Origin of the sequence: Winogradskyella forsetii (genome assembly GCF_013394595.1) — a bacterium.
Lineage (GTDB): Bacteria > Bacteroidota > Bacteroidia > Flavobacteriales > Flavobacteriaceae > Winogradskyella > Winogradskyella forsetii.
The window spans coordinates 3,221,443-3,240,282 of the sequence record NZ_CP053348.1 but is presented as its reverse complement, the minus strand read 5'-3'; the positions used below and the strand labels follow the sequence as shown (position 1 = coordinate 3,240,282).

Here is an 18,840-nt window from a genome sequence, read left to right as displayed (position 1 = left end):
ATGGATTGTTTGGTTTTTTTAAGAAATTATATATTATCATCTGTAATCTTACTTTTGTCTATTTCAAGTTTTGCAAATGAAAAAAAGTTTACTGACGGACCAATTCCAGTAAATACATTATCGTCATCTTATCAATATATTGATCCAGAACTTGGTAATGTTGGCATCACATCGGTTAAGCCTACAGCTTATTTAAGCCTTTACATCAATGATAATATTCCGTTTTATGAAAACTTCACGTATGTTCTAAATGCTACTGTTTATCCTATTTTACCAGATGGCTCAATAGATCTTTCTGCAGCAGAAGTGAAGATCTTCGAAATAGAATATAACAATAATGCAGGTAACTTTCAATATGTTGATGAAATATATTTTGAAATTAAGAATAGATACGGAATAGAGATAGTTGTTAATTCATCCCAGGCTTTTAAGTCTAATGGTTCATCTATGTCTGATATACCAGACAACATTTCTATAGAACTAGGTTTTAAGGTAGATCGTTTTTATGAATTACCACCAGAAACATTGCCAAGTCTATCTTTTCAAGAGTTACCTTCTAGCTCAAATCCATGCAGTTTAATTATAGATTGGTCAAGTTCAAGTAACGCTATTTTAAATGCAGCAGAAGAATTTGAATTAGAATGGACATGGGTTGATAACTATGGGTTTAATGAACCTACTCGCCCTGCAGATGCTATAGAGTTTTCAGTTAGAGATTTCGAGCTAAATAGTACTAGAATAGAAACAAAACAGACAGCATTCGAAATACCTTTAATATATTCTCGAGGATACATAGTATATAGATTAAGAGTTGTCACTCGCTTTCAAGAAGATATTACAAAACGATATTATGGCGATTGGACATCTACTAATGCTGCAAATGAAATAGTGCATGTTTCAGATTGGCCACATGTCTACTTTTTTACTTCCTCTCATGAACAAGTCAAAAACTGGCAATTTCAAACAAGCTACGCTGAAAATGGTAAAAATAAATCTGTTGTAAGTTATTTTGATGGGACTTTAAGAAATCGTCAAACCGTTACAAAAATTAATAGTGATGATAATGCAATTGTAGGTGAAGTTATATATGATATGCAAGGAAGGCCTGCGATTGAGGTATTACCTGTTCCTACTGATAATAATAAGATCAAATATTATCCAGACTTTAATGTTAGTGAACAAGTTGTTGATCCAAGTACAGGTACTCTAGCAATATATTCTGCAAAAGATTTTGACTGGGATATTGGTATACCTGAAGGGGAGGATCCTAATTGTGAGGTGAATTTATTCGGTATGGATGATTCTTCTGGGGCAAGTAAATATTACTCGACCAATAATAATAGCAATACAGAAAAGCCTTATCAAGACCTTGTCCCTGATGCTCAAAATTTTCCATTTAGTCAAATAGAATATACCGCAGATAATACAGGACGAATAAAAAGAAAAAGTGGTGTTGGTGTACAGCATCAACTTGGCAATGGACATGAAATGAAATATTTTTATTCTCAGCCCAATTCTTCATTTGAGTTAAATAGGCTCTTTGGTTATCAAGTAGGGAATTACAAGCATTATAAAAAAAATGTTGTTGTAGATCCCAATGGACAGGTAAGTGTTAGCTATATAGACCCACAAGGTAGAACTATTGCTACGGCTTTAGCGGGTGGAAACCCTAGTATAGGAGGAACAGAGACAGAAGAAGGTCAACCTATATTATTACCCTTGAATGATGAATCTGAAATAGATGAATTTGGCCAAGCTATAGAATTACATGATAGAGTAGCTACAGATTTATTAAACAAACTTAATGAAGATGACCCAGACACTTTAGAGGATAGTAATAATAGATATGCGACAGGTAACTTTGGTGTATTACAGGATGGTCTTAGAGTAGGCAAGCAAATTGTAGTTATAGAAAATTTTTCTGACTATAAGTTGGAATATGAACTAGAAGATTCTGGAGACTTTACCTTTAATGAATGTGCTTCTATAACGTTTCCTTATGTTTATGATGTTACTATTGGGCTAAGTGATGATTGTAATTCTGAATTAATAGAAGCTACCGGAATTGCGTCTTATTCAAGAAAGGGAGAAAATGCTATAGAAAGAGTATGGAATACAGGTGAATATGGAATCTCTAAAAGACTTACGGTGAATAGAGCAAATCTAGAACAAGCTTGGAACGACTTTTTAGAAAATGAAGATTGTATCTTGGCAGAAGAGGATTTTATCCCTCAATTTATCTTTGTTGATTGTGATGATATTGATTGTGATGTGGTAGAATTGGGCATAGTTGCATACATAAGTGACAAATTGGATACACTTTTTGGACAAGGATCTTACACCCTAACGAACAGTACATTTACATCAGCAGATCCCAATGTAACTATAGCTATTGCCGAGCTTCAGGATGGGTTTGTAATTCTAGAAGACATGTGTGAAGAATCACAGACATGCGATGCGAATGAGGCTATGCTATTGTCAGATATGAGCCCGTATGGGCAATACGGTAGATTGGATTATATTTTAGAATACGATGAAACAGATGGGTCTATTATTGAGCCTATAGCTTTTGTAGATCAACTGAGCGTTTTCAATGATGCCAATCAATTGTATTTTAAAGGTGAGATAAAGCAATTGTCATTTGATGGCAATGGACAGATAAACACATTAATAATTAATGGAGAAGTAAATGATCCATCAAATCTAGACTTCACTTTTACATGGAGAAACCCAGCAAACCCATATTCGGAAAATTCTAGTTATTCACTCGTAGAGGTAAATTGGGTAAACGATCAATGGCTACCTGCAATTGCTGTAAATGAAGTTGGTGAGTTGGTTGAAGAACCAAATTTAGGATCTGCATTTGATGAGAACCTATATGGAAACAATTTAATAGACGGAAAGTATTATATCCATCCGCAAAACTTAAGATATATTCCGGATTTTATTACCAATTGGAGAACAGATTGGGCGCAGTCTTTATTACCATATCATCCAGAATATTGTTATCTATCCTATAACGAATCTATATGCGAAGTGAGTTATAATGGTACCACGTCTTTTGAATTTGATACTTTATTAAGTACAACAGTAACTTATAACGATGCTGTCATTGCAGGCTTTATACCTTCAGGTGCAAATAGTATTAGTAATATTCTTAGTTCCGACCCATTTTTCAATTCCCTCTATGTAGATGAGGTAGATGACTATAGGTTTCAACGAAAAGAACTTATGGCATATGCAATGGATACCGAATATGATGGAACAGGTGTAACTATGGCCCAATTAGCTTATACCATGGCACAATGTGGTAATTTGGCTACAACTTGTGACTCCTATACATCATTTGATAGTTTAGATAGTGAAGAGAAAAAACAAACGTTCTGGAACTTATACAAAGGCTTTTACCAAGGCTTAAAAACACGCTTATACGATGTGTTTATCTCCATTCATGCAAAAAAGAATGGCTGTTACAACGAGTGTTTAGGTGGTGAAGCTAGAACTAATCCAGACTTTATGTCTTTAGTTAGTACTTATCCAAATTTTAGTGTTAATTACTCAACAGGAACCCCTCAATTATGTTCTTCAATCTCTTCAAGTATTTATGGAGCCTACGAAAAACGATTTATCCCTGCGGATTTTTTGAATGATGATTTAGGTGTAGATACATCGGAGTATCCTCCTACTATAGATCCAGGAGATGTTATAGATAATTATTACAATGAAACAGGTAAATGTAAAATTCAAGTGGATTTAGAATTGTTTTTAAACGGATTTTTGTCTAAAAACAACCTAAGTAGCCCATATCCATATAGTGATGGTTTTATGGTTTTAGATTTGTTTGAAGCACTTGGTGGTACACAATCTGACGTTACTGGCTTTACAATAGACAATATTATCAATGGTGATGAATTAACCATAAGTACATCCCTAAATAATATTTGCAATAAACCTATAACTCTTAACTTACCTGAGAGCTCAAATGATAACCCATGGAATTCTTCTAATACTTGGGAATATTTAGGAAGTCCTGGTTATTGGAAGATTTTGAGTTTATCAAATTCTTTTCATGACATAGCAGTTACAGTTGATGGAACTTATGCGTTTCAATTACTAGGAAAGGTTATGTTGTCAGATGGTTCAATTAAAGAATACGTTTTTAAAGGCAACACTTGTATTAATCTTTTAAGTTGTATTCCTGAGTGTGAAACAGATGATACTGTAAGATACATGTACCCACAATTTACAGTAGGAAGACAGATTTCTGGCTCAATCACAGGTATTCCAATGATAATAGATGATGTTATCTTTAAAGTACCATCGCTTTTGTTTGGAGTCGGTGAAGAATTTGAAGTAAAATTAGAAGTAGATTTTGGCAATAATTACCCTAATACAAATTTTAATAACGCAAAACTTATTATAAACGATGTTGAATATACCATTTTCAACGGTTTAGAAATACAACCATTATCTTACAACGGTAACAATACCCCAATTTGTACTGAGATAAATATGTTGGCTCAAAGCCAGTATTATTCTGCTAATTATGAGATGGATTATCTAGATTACAGCATAAATGGATCTAATTTCAGGTTCGATTTTGATGGCAATTTAGAAGCTACAATACCATCAAGTACTTTATCAATGGTTGGCAGTAAGCCCGACTTATGGATTGGGCAAACAGGTTATGTAAATATTTCGGGTGAAACACCAGGCGGAAGTTGTAATTCTATTAACCCTACGTGGAATGATGGATTGGATTTTGACTTTACACAAGGAACAACATCTATTGATTTTGCAACACGCATGGTTATCACTGACGACATTTACGATTTTGGCACTCAATATTATGCCACAGTCGCACAATTAGAAAATAATATTCTTGATAGAAAATATTTAGTACGTTTATCAATGGGAGGCGATCCATTACCATCTGGTAGAAGCGCATCCAAGTCTAGTGAATTAGCTAATACGACAACAACTGGCATACCTTTACCAATACTGGGCTCAGACAATATAGTTGCTAAAAGGTTTAATGCTTCTAAACACAAAAAAGCAAAATTTACGAGAAATTTAGAAGCAAGTTCACAGCGCTTTCTAGAAGAAGATTGTGAAGACTGTATTGTACAACAAGTAGCACCACTAAGTTGTAATGAGAAATATGCGACGTATATGGATTTTATGGGCTTTGTGCCACAGCAATTCGATGGTGGAGCTGATGCTGATGGTAACCAAGTTAACGTTGAGCTTTTTGTGTCCAATAGAATTGCTGGTTACGAGTTGCCACCATTGTTTGATGAAGTTTACTTTTGTAATGCAAACCTCGCCTACATTGCTGATACTTATATTTATTATATAGAGGAAAAAGGTGTTAATAGTGTTGATCACCCTCTGTTTTTAACGATAGGAGAATTTGGTAATACTGCTGTCAACTATGGTTATGATAATCTAGACACTTTAGACAATGAAATGGAACTTTTAATTGATGGATTTGATGGTTCAACTACTGTACTAAATGACCAGGGTTCTGAAGTAGTGATTGAACAATCATGGAGTGATTATATAGATTCTCAGGTTAAAGATGGTCAAGGAAGTCTATTGGTATGTGTACCTAAACCGTTTGGAATGTATATTACATTGCCTCCAGCGACTGACACTGACCCATGTGAAGATATTGCTCAGGGTTTAATTAATACCTATGTACGTGATAGCTATATCACATACTTAGATCAATTAAGAAACCAATTTGAAACAGAATATATCAATGCAGCTATGGAGAATGCCGTAGAGCATTTTTCCATGGAGTATCCTGACAAAGAGTACCAATACACCTTATACTATTATGATCAAGCAGGGAATTTGATTCAAACCGTAGCGCCAGAAGGCATAGATAGACTCGGTGATGGCATGAGTTTGGAAGAGAAATTAGTGCTTACGAATCAAATAGATCAAACACGTGAAAGTAATGGTGAAGATGCTTCACAGTTACCTGTGCATAGGATGCCAACACAATACAGGTACAATTCATTAAATCAATTAGTTTGGCAAAAAACTCCAGATGGTGGTATTACTAAATTCGCTTATGATGATTTAGGCCGAATTATTGCTTCTCAAAATGCCAAGCAAGCTGAAATTTATTCTGTAACAACAAATGAAGGATCTGAATCTAGATTAAGATTTAGTTACTCTAATTACGACGCTCTAGGAAGGATAGTTGAAGCAGGAGAAATAGATGTTCTTGTTAATGAAAATTATAGTATAAATGATGAAGGAAAATTACTTATCCTAGGAAACCCTGAAGTGCAGCAAGATTTTTCTGAGTCTCAATTTATTGAAAGACGTGAAGTAACATATACTGTTTATGATAACCCTATATCATTAGCTTCAGGTACTGAAGATTCGTCTTCGTTATTTGAAACTTCTTATGAAGCTTATTCCTCTAGAAATAGAGTGACTTCAATTTTATATTTTGATACTATAACAACAAATACTATAGATCTTAATAATTCTGATAATGCACTATTCTATAATTATGACGTTCATGGTAATGTTAAAGAGTTAGTCGTTCAAAACAATGACATGTCAATTCTGAATAATACTCAAGAATATAAACGCTTGCAATATGAGTACGATTTAATTAGTGGTAATGTTAATCGTGTTGTTTTTCAAAAAGATAAAAAAGATCAATTTATACATCGCTACCAATACGATGCAGACAATAGAATTGTTACCATTGAAACATCAATAGATGGTGCCATTTGGGAGCAAGATGCTAGTTATGAGTACTATGAGCATGGCCCATTAGCAAGAATGAATTTAGGAAATAAGCAAATTCAGGGTATGGATTATATCTATACAATTCAAGGTTGGCTAAAATCTGTAAACTCAGAAGCTGTATTAGTAGAAAATGATCCTGGTACTGATGGAGTTTTAGGAGGTACTAATGAAACGGTAGCTCGAGATGCCTATGGGTTTTCTTTGCACTATTTTGAAGGGGATTATAGTTCAAGAATAATAGGAGCCGATACTAATACGTATACACACAGCGCCACAAATAGTAGTCCAACAAATTTGTACAATGGAAACATTAAGCAAATGGTTTCTAGTATGAGACATTTAAGTGTGGATGGTCTTAAACCTAGGAACTCACGTACATTTACGCAGAATGCTCAATATTTCTACGACCAGCTTAACAGAATTAAATCTATGGATGCTAGTAGCGTGGCTGTTGATGATAGAAATAACACAAAGTTTGAGAGTCCAAATGCCTATTCTGCGACCTATAGTTATGATAGAAATGGAAACTTAACAGGTCTTACTAGAAATTCACTAAGGGTTAGAAATAATGGTAACGTAAGTCAAGACCCAACTACTATTGAAATTGACAACTTTGAATATCTATACAATAAAGACGATGAGGGTAAGATTATTAATAATCAGCTTACCGCAGTTAGTGACCCATTAGGCGTTCAAGTTAATTCGGATTTAGATGATCAATTACAAGTCTTACAGGATGAATTGGGAATTACTTATGATCCTAGCAATGAAAACACCCATAACTATGTTTACGATGAAATAGGGCAACTAATAGAAGACAAAACGGAAGGTTTAATTATTGAATGGCGTGTAGATGGGAAGGTAAGAAAAGTTATTAAGAGAGATGTGGATACACCAAACAGTGTAAGACGCCAAGAAATTGTTTTCCAATACGATGGATTAGGAAATAGAATAGGTAAAAATGTTGTTAATTATAGAAACAACGGCAATATAAGAGACCAAAAACCTACTTTTTATAGTAGGGATGCGCAAGGGAATGTAATGGCTATATACGAAAAAGGATTCAGAAGTGTTCCAGGATTAAGGGATATCGAAGAATTATACCTCAAAGAACAACATATCTATGGCAGTTCAAGGTTGGGTCTTCAAGAAAACAATGAGCTATTGGCTTCCAGCGATCAAAGCATTGTCTTGCCAAGGGCAGAATCCCAAGGCTTTAGACTGCCCTTTGTAGATATTGATGGTGTATCACAAAATGATGTTTTTGCTAGTGAATTAGCCCTAGAAATTTCTAGTGCAATAGATCAGGTAATCAATAAGAAAACTAAAAATCAACTCCCTATTAACGAGCAATTAAAGGGACTTGATATCAAGAAGATTATTACTAATAAAATAGAGCAATCGTACCCAGAACAAGGCAGTGAGGAATTAATTCAAACGTTATATAATAGCGTAAATAATGCGCTAAAAATACTAGTTAATAGAAAAGATAGATTGTCTTCAATAGCAGGTAATGCTTTACATCAAAAATTATCTAATAGTATAGAGCCTATATTAAATAGGTTTATTGAGCCAAGGTTAGTAGATCAAAGTTTATTAGCAAAAATAAATACAGTAGCAATGGCAAGGTCAGTTAGTTCTGGTTATGCTTTAGATTTTTCAGGTAGTAATAGAGCCTCTTGGGCAGATGATGCAGAATTTAAATTAAGAAAAGCAGGGGAATTTGGCCTGCAAACCAATTTAAATGTTACTAATGGCAGCACATTATTAGAAGGGCAATATTTAATTTCTTCGATAAAACATACGTATGGAAGTTTGGTTGATAATGCACTTAAAATTGAAAAATTAGAATTATTTGTTGCTAAGTTTAGTGGTTTATTTTATCCTGTGATAAAATTAAAAAGTTATAGAATACGTATAAATGGAGCAGGGGCATTAGAGATAAGAAATTATAAGGAACGTAATTTTACACCTAACCAATCGTTTGTATCACCAGAATTTGAGATAGAATTTGAAACAACTCTTATTGATGATCCATCAATTGCATCCACAATCACTAATTTTATCGTTAATGATATAACATTTTCCTCTACAGATTCCACATTGTTTCAAGTTGGTATTTCAGCAGGAACAGGTAATGAGAATGTTCTTGAATTAATCAATAATTCTATAGGTTCCAATAGTAATATAGATTTCACGATGTGTTATTTTAATTATTCAACTTCTAATAATGGGATTATAACTTCAAGGGCATATTCATTTGATGATGAATTTGGGACATCAGCTACAGAAGAAGGAGGGAACTTAAACTTGGCAATGTTTTTATCTAATGAATTAATGTGGGTAAATGGAGGCTGTGGAGATCCAATTGTATATCCAGATTCAGATGGTGATTCTATCACAGATAATATTGATATAGATGATGATAATGATGGCATTTTAGATACTGCGGAAACTACCGCAGATACAGATAATGATGGAATAATAAATAGTTTAGATTTAGATAGTGATGGTGATGGTATAGACGATATTTATGAGTCGGGAGCATTAGGTACTGGCAATATAATAGATGCAGATGGTGATGGAGCTATCGATTTTACAGATGTTTCCGTATTTGGTACTAATGGATTACATAATGCCTTGGAAACGTTTCCAGATTTTGGTGCGGTTAATTATACAATAATAAACACCTATCCATCTAATCCAGTTAATTTTCTGAATGATGATGATGATGGTGATTCTGTATTAACTAAAGACGAAGATTTTGACATTAATGGTATAGGAAACGCCATAAACGAAGATACCGATGGTGATGGTATTCCAAATTATTTAGATCAAGATGATGATGACGATACTGTAACGACTTTCCAAGAAGCACAAGATTTAATTACGCATTATGGTGTTACGCCATTGGTGGGAGCAAGAGCAGATTTAGATGGAGATGGCCTTCTTAACTATTTAGACACTGATGATGATGAAGATGGTTATTTTACTTTAGAAGAAGACACGCTATCTGCAGGTAACCCTCAAGGTACAGATACGGATGGCGATACTATACCAGACTATATAGACGCTATAGATAACCAATATGGGCAACCTTTAGGTGATGTCAGCTTTGCCGATTTCTTTAATAAGATAGGTGATAAACGCTACGAACTCTCTAACCATTTAGGAAATGTACTAAGTGTATTAACAGACAGAAAACTACCTATTTACAGAAAAGGTGGAGGTACGCCAGAGGCAAGATATGAAGGCTTTACCCCTGATGTAATTGCTTATAATGATTACTATCCCTTTGGGATGCTGTTGCCCAACCGCCATAAAAGTAGCCTCAGTTACCGATATGGGTTCCAAGGGCAGGAGAAGGATGATGAGATTAAAGGGGAGGGGAATTCTTTGAATTATAAGTATCGAATGCATGATCCTAGAGTTGGGAGGTTCTTTGCTGTTGACCCGTTAACTGCTGATTACCCTTATTATTCACCGTATGCCTTTAGCGGCAATCAGGTAATAGCTTATGTAGAGTTAGAGGGGCTTGAACAATATCATTATATGCTTAAGTTTTCTGAAGAAGGTGAGCCAGTATTGTCACTAGTGAAAAAAACAGACAGCTTCATGATACCTGATAATATCCATGTTGATATCCCTGAATTAGGTATAGATTATACTTTTCTAAAATGGAATAGCTCGTCTAATTTTTATGATGACTTTAAAGATTTTAAAAAGAATCCTATTGAAGCTATATTTAGTGGAAGATTCAAGACGGATGATGAGATATTAGACCCTGGTGAAGCCACAATTGACCTTGCAATCACATTGTTAAATCGTTATGCAAGTAAAATTCAAAGAAATGAACTTAAAAAAAGTTTAGGGTTGGTATCTAATAATAGCAAGAACAAACAGAAAATGCCTGCTTGGCTTGTTAAAATTAGAGAAGGTCTAGCTTTTCAACAGAAAAAATTAGCAAAATTAGATGCAGATGGTACAGATTATAGAGGCAATATAAGATTGGTTCCTCAGAACGGAAAAGGAAACAAGCCAAAAAATCGTACAGATGCAGATGCATTAATAAAAAATGAAGATGGGACATTTACCATTATTGAATACAAGTTGACTTCGAAAACAAAGCTAACTACTGGTCAAAACAAAGCAAAAAAACATGTAAATGACACAGATGGTAATCAAGAATTCGAAGTAAGGACTGATATAGATAAATGGAACTTAAAAGCAGGTGATAAAATAAAAGTGAAAGAATATAAGGTAGAAGTTAAAGAACAAGGCTAAATGAATTATATAAAAAAAAGTGAACTCAAAAACCTGTTAAAAGACAAGTTAGAATATAAGTATAGTGATTTTAATTTAATAAGTAGTAAGAATAGGCTCTACAAAGAAATAAAGGGTGGTTTGCTAATGATTGATTATAGAATTAATGATGCTTATAACTTTGAAAAAGATGAAATAGCTTGGAGAATTGAGGTGTCTTTTTTTATAGGGTTTGAAGCTGTACATAAATGGTTTGAACCTTTTGAGCATAGAAGTAAAAAAGATTATAAATATTATTGGACATATGGTTCTAACTTAGATAATATCTTAGGTCATAAAACTCAAATGGATGTTGACGAGCCAAACGTAAATGATTTTTTAAGAGATGTTATTGAAAAGGTAGATGATAGTTTTAATGGTTTTTATGCGGAAAATAAAGACCTTAATAACCTTTACAAAAACAAAGTTCCTTTTACTCTAAATAGTATAGATGATGTTAAAAGTATGAAAACTTTTAATGTCAGAACAGCTATTGAAATTTTAACTATAGCTTGGCTTTTAAGGGATACTAATTTTAATAAAATATTGCATTTATTTAAATATAGGATAGAGGAACTTATTAATGTGGGAGACCCAATGTCAAAACATTATTATCCCAAATTCAATGAAATAATAGAAGCTCTAAAAAAAACAAACTTTTCCGATTCGATTTTATCTTTACAAAATAATGCAGCTTAATATTATGAAGAGAATAATATTTTTCATGTTACTTTTAATAAATGTAGGGTGTCGTAAGGATAAACCAAATATAATTGGTAAATGGAAGGTTGTAAACTCTAATTTTAAATCTATCTCTGTATTTAAGAGCAATGGAATAGTTTTTATTGAATATTATGATTTAAAAGCTAATAGAAAATTGAGTTCTTCCCCAATAGAATTACAATACTGTTTACGCTTTAATAAAGGGGAGTGGTTTATTGACTTTAAGGATACGGTTGCAGATAGAGAGTTAACCTCTCGTATGAAGTTAATTAACAACGATACTTTAGTTACTTATTCAAAAGAAGTTACTTATACTGATAATGACAGTATTGTTGGCTTAAAGAAAATGATACACGTTCGAGTTCTGCCATATTAATGGATACTTTAGTTTTATCTAAAGCGAAGCCACATTTTTAGTAAAGAAATCTTTGAATTTTTTGGACGTTAGCATTTTATCAATCATTTTAAAGATAATGGCTCTATCGTCTTTGTCGAGTTCAGAAATGAGTCGTAACTGTTCCTGTGCCTGTTTGTCTTCGATAACAACTTCTTTAGGTAAATCCCCCCAGCTAGCGCTCGTCTGTGACGAGTGACGTGTAAGTTAACCAAATTAAGACAAGTCTCTGATGGCACGGAGTTGTAGTCCGTGCAAATACAAATGATAGAGCTTTTATCTAATTGGTCTGAATAGGCGTTACTCTAAATTGCAAAATTGATATACTGTAAAACAGTAAATTAAATTCTAGTTATATTATGGCTAACTTAAAGTTTATCTTTTTATTTGCCAAACGCTTTTAAGAATTAGAAAGTTATTTTAAGCAATAGCCTTAAGCTTCACAAATTTAATTAAGGCATCAAGGATAATAGCTAAATGATAAAAGAGAAAAGTTTTATATAAATAAACGCATGTTTTAAATTTAAATGTAAAAAATCCAGGATCCGATATCGCGGACTTTTTAGTCCGTTCTAATACAATTATAAAGAAGACGCTTTTAAAGAGATGTAAGGGCTTTTTCATTTTAAAGAAAAAACATTTAGTTGTAGAATTCAATATTATTTGAATAAAAAAAATTGATTCTAATATCTTAATTTAGCATCTCAAGTTTTTTCTTTTTAATACAAGCTTGATATGCAAAGTAATTATATACTGACTTCATTATAGTAACAATTGAATAATATTATTATATTAGGCTTATCGAAAACCTGCATATTTGAAAAACCCTCAACCATTAATCCCACTATTCAAAAAATTCATTCGAGAAACCGAAACAGGTAAGCGATTAAAGAAAAATGGTGAACGCATTAAAAAAGGTAGCATAGCTAATTATAAATACACCTTAAATAATCTTATCAAATTTTCTACAGAAACTCATTTTGAATTACGTATTTGTGATGCCTCTAAACTCAATAAAAGAGAGTTTACTTCTGAAAAAAATTACTGGAAAAAGTTCTATAATAAATTTACAGAATTCCTATATAAAAATGGCTGCTATGATAACTATGTTGGCGCAAATATAAAGACGATAAGAACTTTTTTTAATTATTTAAAACATGATCAAGATTTTAATACTGGAGATTTTCAGCGCTTATTTTATATCCGTAATGAACAGGTAGAAATTTTTGTTTTATCACCAGAGCAATTAAAGTTTTTAATTCATGATGCAACTTTCGAAGCCTCATTAACTACGACATTAAAACGTATAAAAGATATCTTTGTATTTGGTTGTACTACAGGATTACGTTATTCAGATATTTTTAATCTAACGAACAAAAATTTTGAGAAACAAAATGAAGATTGGTATTTAAAAATTAAATCTCAAAAAACAAAGAGTTACAGTTTTATTAAGCTCCCAGATTATGCCATAACTATTTATAAAAAATATGAACCTAAAAGCGCCAAGACGACTGTATTTAAAAAAATCACTCTTTTTAATTTTAACAAAAACTTAAAAGTCTTAGGAGAGAAAGCAGATTTTACAGCTCCTATTGAAGTCTCTCGTGAAAAACAAGGCAAAAGTACACCTGTTAGTAAAAGCACTCAAAAAACAACTCAAATACGATTCTGTGACAAAATGAGCTCACACATGATGCGTCGTACAGCAATTACCACCTTATTAATACTTGGTATGCCAGAACATTTGGTGCGTAAAATAAGTGGTCACAGTTATGCTAGCAGTTCATTTAACAGGTATGTGCACTATGCACAGGTATATGTAGATAAAGAAATTGAGAAGGTTCATGAGAAATTGGGGAACTATTAACTTCCTTAAGACTTATTTTATTTTCCATATCTACAGAATGTCTAATGAACACATAAAAAAATAGCATTGCTTATTGTAAATTCAAGACACTTTGCTCTTGCTCAATAAATTAGAAAAGGATCTGACGGTTATAAAAATTAGGTCGTTTTTATAAAAATATAACTATAATACTACAAATTTATAAAACTAAATATGTATTTTTAAGATTCAATACCAAAAAATGAGAATAAAACTGCGCTATCTTACTTTTGTTTTAATTGTTTGTTCACCATTAGTATTTGCACAAACCACCTATATACCAGACGATAATTTTGAGCAATTCCTAATTGACGCTGGCTATGATGATGTTTTAGACGATTATGTAGTAACTGCAAATATTAATATTGTAACCGAATTAATAATAGGGAATAGAAACATTTCAGATTTAACTGGCATAGAGGATTTTACGGCTTTAACAGATTTGATGTGTAGTCAAAACCAGCTTTTCACCTTAGATGTATCTCAAAATATAAATTTGAACTGGCTGAGTTGTAATAATAATCTTATAGATGGTACGTTAGATTTATCTCAAAATACAGCACTTATACAATTTGCATGTACTAACAACTCTATTGATACTGTAGTATTACCTCCAACAGCAACTTTAGTCAATATAGACTTTGGCAATAATGAACTTACTTCAATAGACACATCTCAAAACCCAAGCTTAACCATAATTAGAGCAGATAACAACCTCTTAGATGGCACTTTAGATCTATCTCAAAACACAGTACTTAATAGAATAGACTGTCAGTATAACAGTATTGATCAATTAATACTACCCCAAACAGATATATTAACTGATTTAGATTGTCGTGGTAATCAATTAACCGCACTTAATGTCGATTATAATGTATCTTTAATAAGACTTCTAATGTCTGGTAATGAAATAGCATCTATTAATTTAGCTTTACATGCAGATTTAGAAAGATTATTTGCTCAATTTAACATGTTAACAACCTTAGACCTCTCTAATAATGTCGTTTTAAAATATTTAACGGCTCATAATAATAATTTAAACTATTTATCCATAAAAAATGGAAATAACTCCAACTTTACCATCGAACCTTATTTCGTTAATAACCCATTACTAACTTGCATAGAGGTAGATGACGCTATTTTCTCTACCAATAATTGGACAACTTATGTTGACCCACAACATTACTTTAGCGAAGATTGTTCCTTAGGTACTGATGAGTCTAATTTGGAAGCCGTACGCATATTTCCAAACCCTTTAACAGACAACTTGTTTTTAAGTTTTAAAACTGCAAAAAGTACAAATTACCAATTAATAAACGTAAAAGGGCAAATACAACTAGAAGGAGAATTTAATGAACTAAATGAAACTATAGACTTGTCTGAGATTTCTGCAGGTGTTTATTTTTTAAAGTTACAGACGTTGCATAGTTCTACTATAAAGAAACTTGTAAAACAGTAGTTTCATAAAATTACTAAACCAAATAAATAATACTAATCAACTAAACTTTTAATTATGAAAAAACGACTTTTAAGTGCGCTATGCTTATTTGTAATCACTTTTACTTATGCACAAATTCCACCTGGATGCCCAACAACCATTTGGGATGGATCTAATTGGTCTGCACCATACACAGGTGTCGGCCCCAATATAAATGTAAACGTTATAATTGCCGGTAATTATGACACCTCTTTACAAAATGCGAGTTTTGAATGTTGTAGCCTCTTAATTAATGCAGGCGTTTCGTTAAATATAACTCCTGAATATTTTGTTAGAGTACAGAACACAACTACAGTAAATGGCGATCTTACGGTGCGACATCAAGGTTCTTTTGTACAAGTGGAAGAATTTACTACTGGTTTTACACTAGGTCCTCCACCTGCTAACGCTACAGTAATAAAATCTATAGACACCCCTTTTTCTTCTGCTATTACGTATTGGAGTTCACCTATAAGCGGCGAAACCATCTCTCAAACATATGATCCTAATCCGTCGTTAGCATCTTATCGTTACTTTTTTAAAACTGAAAATTTTAGAGATTTAGAACATGAACAAAATAACGATAATATTTATGTTCCTGGTATTGGTATAGATGGCGTTAATGATCTTACAGGTCCTGCAGCATGGACTTTGGCAAACGCGACCTCATTGGCAGCAACATCAGGAATACTCGACGCAGGAAGAGGTTTAATAACAAGACAAGCTACTGATGGCTCGTTTGACTACACTTTTGATGGCACATTTAACACTAGTACTATTAATGTGAATGTTACCAGAAACGATGAAAATCTATCTCCTCCAGTAACGGATCCTGTAACTGCACCAGGAAATGATGAAAATCCGATACTTTTAGGAAATCCTTATGCATCTGCTATAGATTTAGTAGCTTTTTTATCAGCAAATACTTATCCTAATGGCATCCTTGATGGCTATGTTTCTTTATGGTCTCCTTCTGCTGCGCCAATTAATACTAATAATGGAAACCAAGTTCTTAATTTTAGCGAAACAGATTATTTTTACATGAATCTTTCTGGTTCACCAGTTAAGGTTTGTGAAACTTTACCATTTGGCACGTGCGACCCTGTAACTAATCCAGTTATCAATCCCGATCAAAATTCCATTCCGTCAGGACAAGGTTTTTTCGCCAACTTCACTGACCAATTACCGTCACCTGCTACAGGTATAGTTAGATTTGACAATAGTATGCGTGTAAATGAAGAAAATCTATTTTTCTATAGAGGTACGTCATCAATTACGAGCAATGAAGATAATAAATTATGGCTAAACCTAAACAGCCCAAGCGGTGTTAACGAAAATATTTTACTTAGTTACGTAGACGGTGCCACATCTGGTAATGATGGTAGAGCTTATGATTTAGATTTAAGAGTACCTTATAATTCACCATACAGTTTAATTTACTTTAACATAAACGGCTCTGATGATAAATTTAGAATACAAGGTAAAAACACAAACGATTTAAATCGTAGTGAAGAAGTCTCTCTTGGTTTCTACAATACTGTTGAAGGGGTAAATGGCGCACCACAAGAATTCGCAATTTCAATTACTCAAGTTCAAGGTGATTTTATGACTAACCGTACTACATTTTTAGTTGATCACTTATTAGACATTTGTTACAACTTATCTGATTCCCCTTATTTCTTTACCGCCGGAATAGGTGAGTTTAATGACCGATTTACATTAAAATACCTAGACTGCGATTTTTCAGATAGCTGCAGTGCTGTATTTGACGAAATAGAGAGCTTTGTTGTTGAAAAGTCTCAATGTGGAAAATATAGAATCAACTTCCCAAACAATTATGATTTCAGTGATTATGATTTAGTTTTAACTCAGGACGGTGTAGATACACCATTAACGGAAGATACTAATATCTATTTCACTGAAAATGGGTTGAATGAGGTTACTATTTCCGTATATGATAGTAGCACTAAAACACTTTGCTATTCTAATGAAATAATCAGGTATGTCGATTGTTTTAAGGATAAGTGTGATACCTGTGAAGATGCTTTTACAGAAATTGTAGGTTTAATACAAGATAGAAATAAGTGTGGAAAATTCAAAGTTGTATTTCCTAAAAGTCTGAGAGGATGTTATGATCTTGTTATAAATGCAAATGGTATTATCATTCCTATGACAGAAAACACGACTATTCAGTATGATGAAGATGGTTTTTATGCGTTATATTTAACACTTTATGATAAGGAAACTGGGGAAGAGTGTTATACAGGTTCTACCATATTATCTGTAGATTGTTTTAATAATACCAGCAACAGAAGTGCTAATAATGATGACGTGGAAACTGATGATGTAAGTGGTATAAAATTATATCCTAATCCTGCAGAAAGCCAGTTTACAGTAACTTTGAACAATGAGTTAGAAAATTTACAACAAGTTACTGTCAGAGATATTATGGGTACGGTTGTTAAGAAAAGTAATATCCAAACGGTTAAGCTTAACGGACTTCATACGGGAATTTACTTTGTAGAAGTAATTACTACAAAAGGTGTTGTTTACAGAAAACAACTAGCGGTAAGATAAGATATTTAAAATTATTATATAAAAAAATGAGAGAAGCGATTCTCTCATTTTATTGTTAAAGAAGTTAATGCCAATTGTAACACCAAAACTTACCGTGGATAATTTGAAATTAATTGTTTGAAAATGAGCAACAAATTGATGTATGAGTTCTAAAAATAGAATCTTCAGAATTAAAAAATTTATAGTTATATTATGCTTCTAAATTGTTCAAAAGCTATTTAATCCAATTAAAACAAAGCAAAAGCAAAATATCGAATTTTAAGGCTCGTGATGAAGTTTTGATTTAAAAACTGAGGCAGAATTAATCAAGTTGATAAAAACACCAATAAAGCCTCTAAAACAACCTTATGCGGTGCGCTGTATTTTAATCACAAAGCACTTTACGTAAACTTTGCACTTATAGTAATAGCGTAATTCTTTTAATTATTATGATTATCAAGTACAGGTTTTTGTCGACAAAGAGATTGGTGAAAAGTGCTAGAAAGGGATTTAATATGACCAATTAGATAAAAGCTCTATCATTTGTATTTGCACGGACTATAAGTCCGCACTATCGGATTCATTACCGTTTATTACACGTAAATTTGATAGAGTAATAAAAATTAAATTAAAATATAAAATTGTAAACCATATTAAATTATAATTATGTAGAACTCCTCTAATATAAAGTGTTCTAACTAAACCTATATGGATTAGTAAACAAAT

The 18,840-nt window shown here is 32.7% G+C and carries 6 protein-coding genes; all 6 read left to right on the top strand.

Going from position 1 to position 18,840, the window contains the following annotated elements; genetic code table 11:
• The 6 genes from HM987_RS14070 (at position 1) to HM987_RS14045 (ending at position 18,135) form a co-directional block, all read left to right on the top strand.
• Complete coding sequence (locus HM987_RS14070) at positions 1–11,061, top strand: RHS repeat-associated core domain-containing protein (RefSeq protein ID WP_179008684.1); 11,061 nt, start codon at positions 1–3, stop codon at positions 11,059–11,061.
• Positions 11,062–11,778, top strand: coding sequence for a hypothetical protein (locus tag HM987_RS14065; protein ID WP_179008683.1), 717 nt, complete (start codon positions 11,062–11,064; stop codon positions 11,776–11,778). It abuts the gene before it with no gap.
• Between the two features lie 4 nt (positions 11,779–11,782).
• Positions 11,783–12,178: a hypothetical protein gene (locus HM987_RS14060; protein ID WP_179008682.1), complete on the top strand. Its 396-nt coding sequence runs from the start codon at positions 11,783–11,785 to the stop codon at positions 12,176–12,178.
• An 835-nt stretch (positions 12,179–13,013) separates the two neighbouring features.
• Positions 13,014–14,063, top strand: coding sequence for a tyrosine-type recombinase/integrase (locus HM987_RS14055; RefSeq protein WP_179008681.1), 1,050 nt, complete (start codon positions 13,014–13,016; stop codon positions 14,061–14,063).
• Positions 14,064–14,283: 220 nt separating this feature from the next.
• Positions 14,284–15,540: a T9SS type A sorting domain-containing protein gene (locus HM987_RS14050; protein WP_179008680.1), complete on the top strand. Its 1,257-nt coding sequence runs from the start codon at positions 14,284–14,286 to the stop codon at positions 15,538–15,540.
• 54 nt (positions 15,541–15,594) lie between these two features.
• The gene (locus HM987_RS14045; RefSeq protein WP_179008679.1) at positions 15,595–18,135 is read left to right on the top strand and encodes a T9SS type A sorting domain-containing protein; all 2,541 of its coding nucleotides are present in this window, start codon (positions 15,595–15,597) and stop codon (positions 18,133–18,135) included.
• The last annotated feature ends 705 nt before the right edge of the window (positions 18,136–18,840 follow it).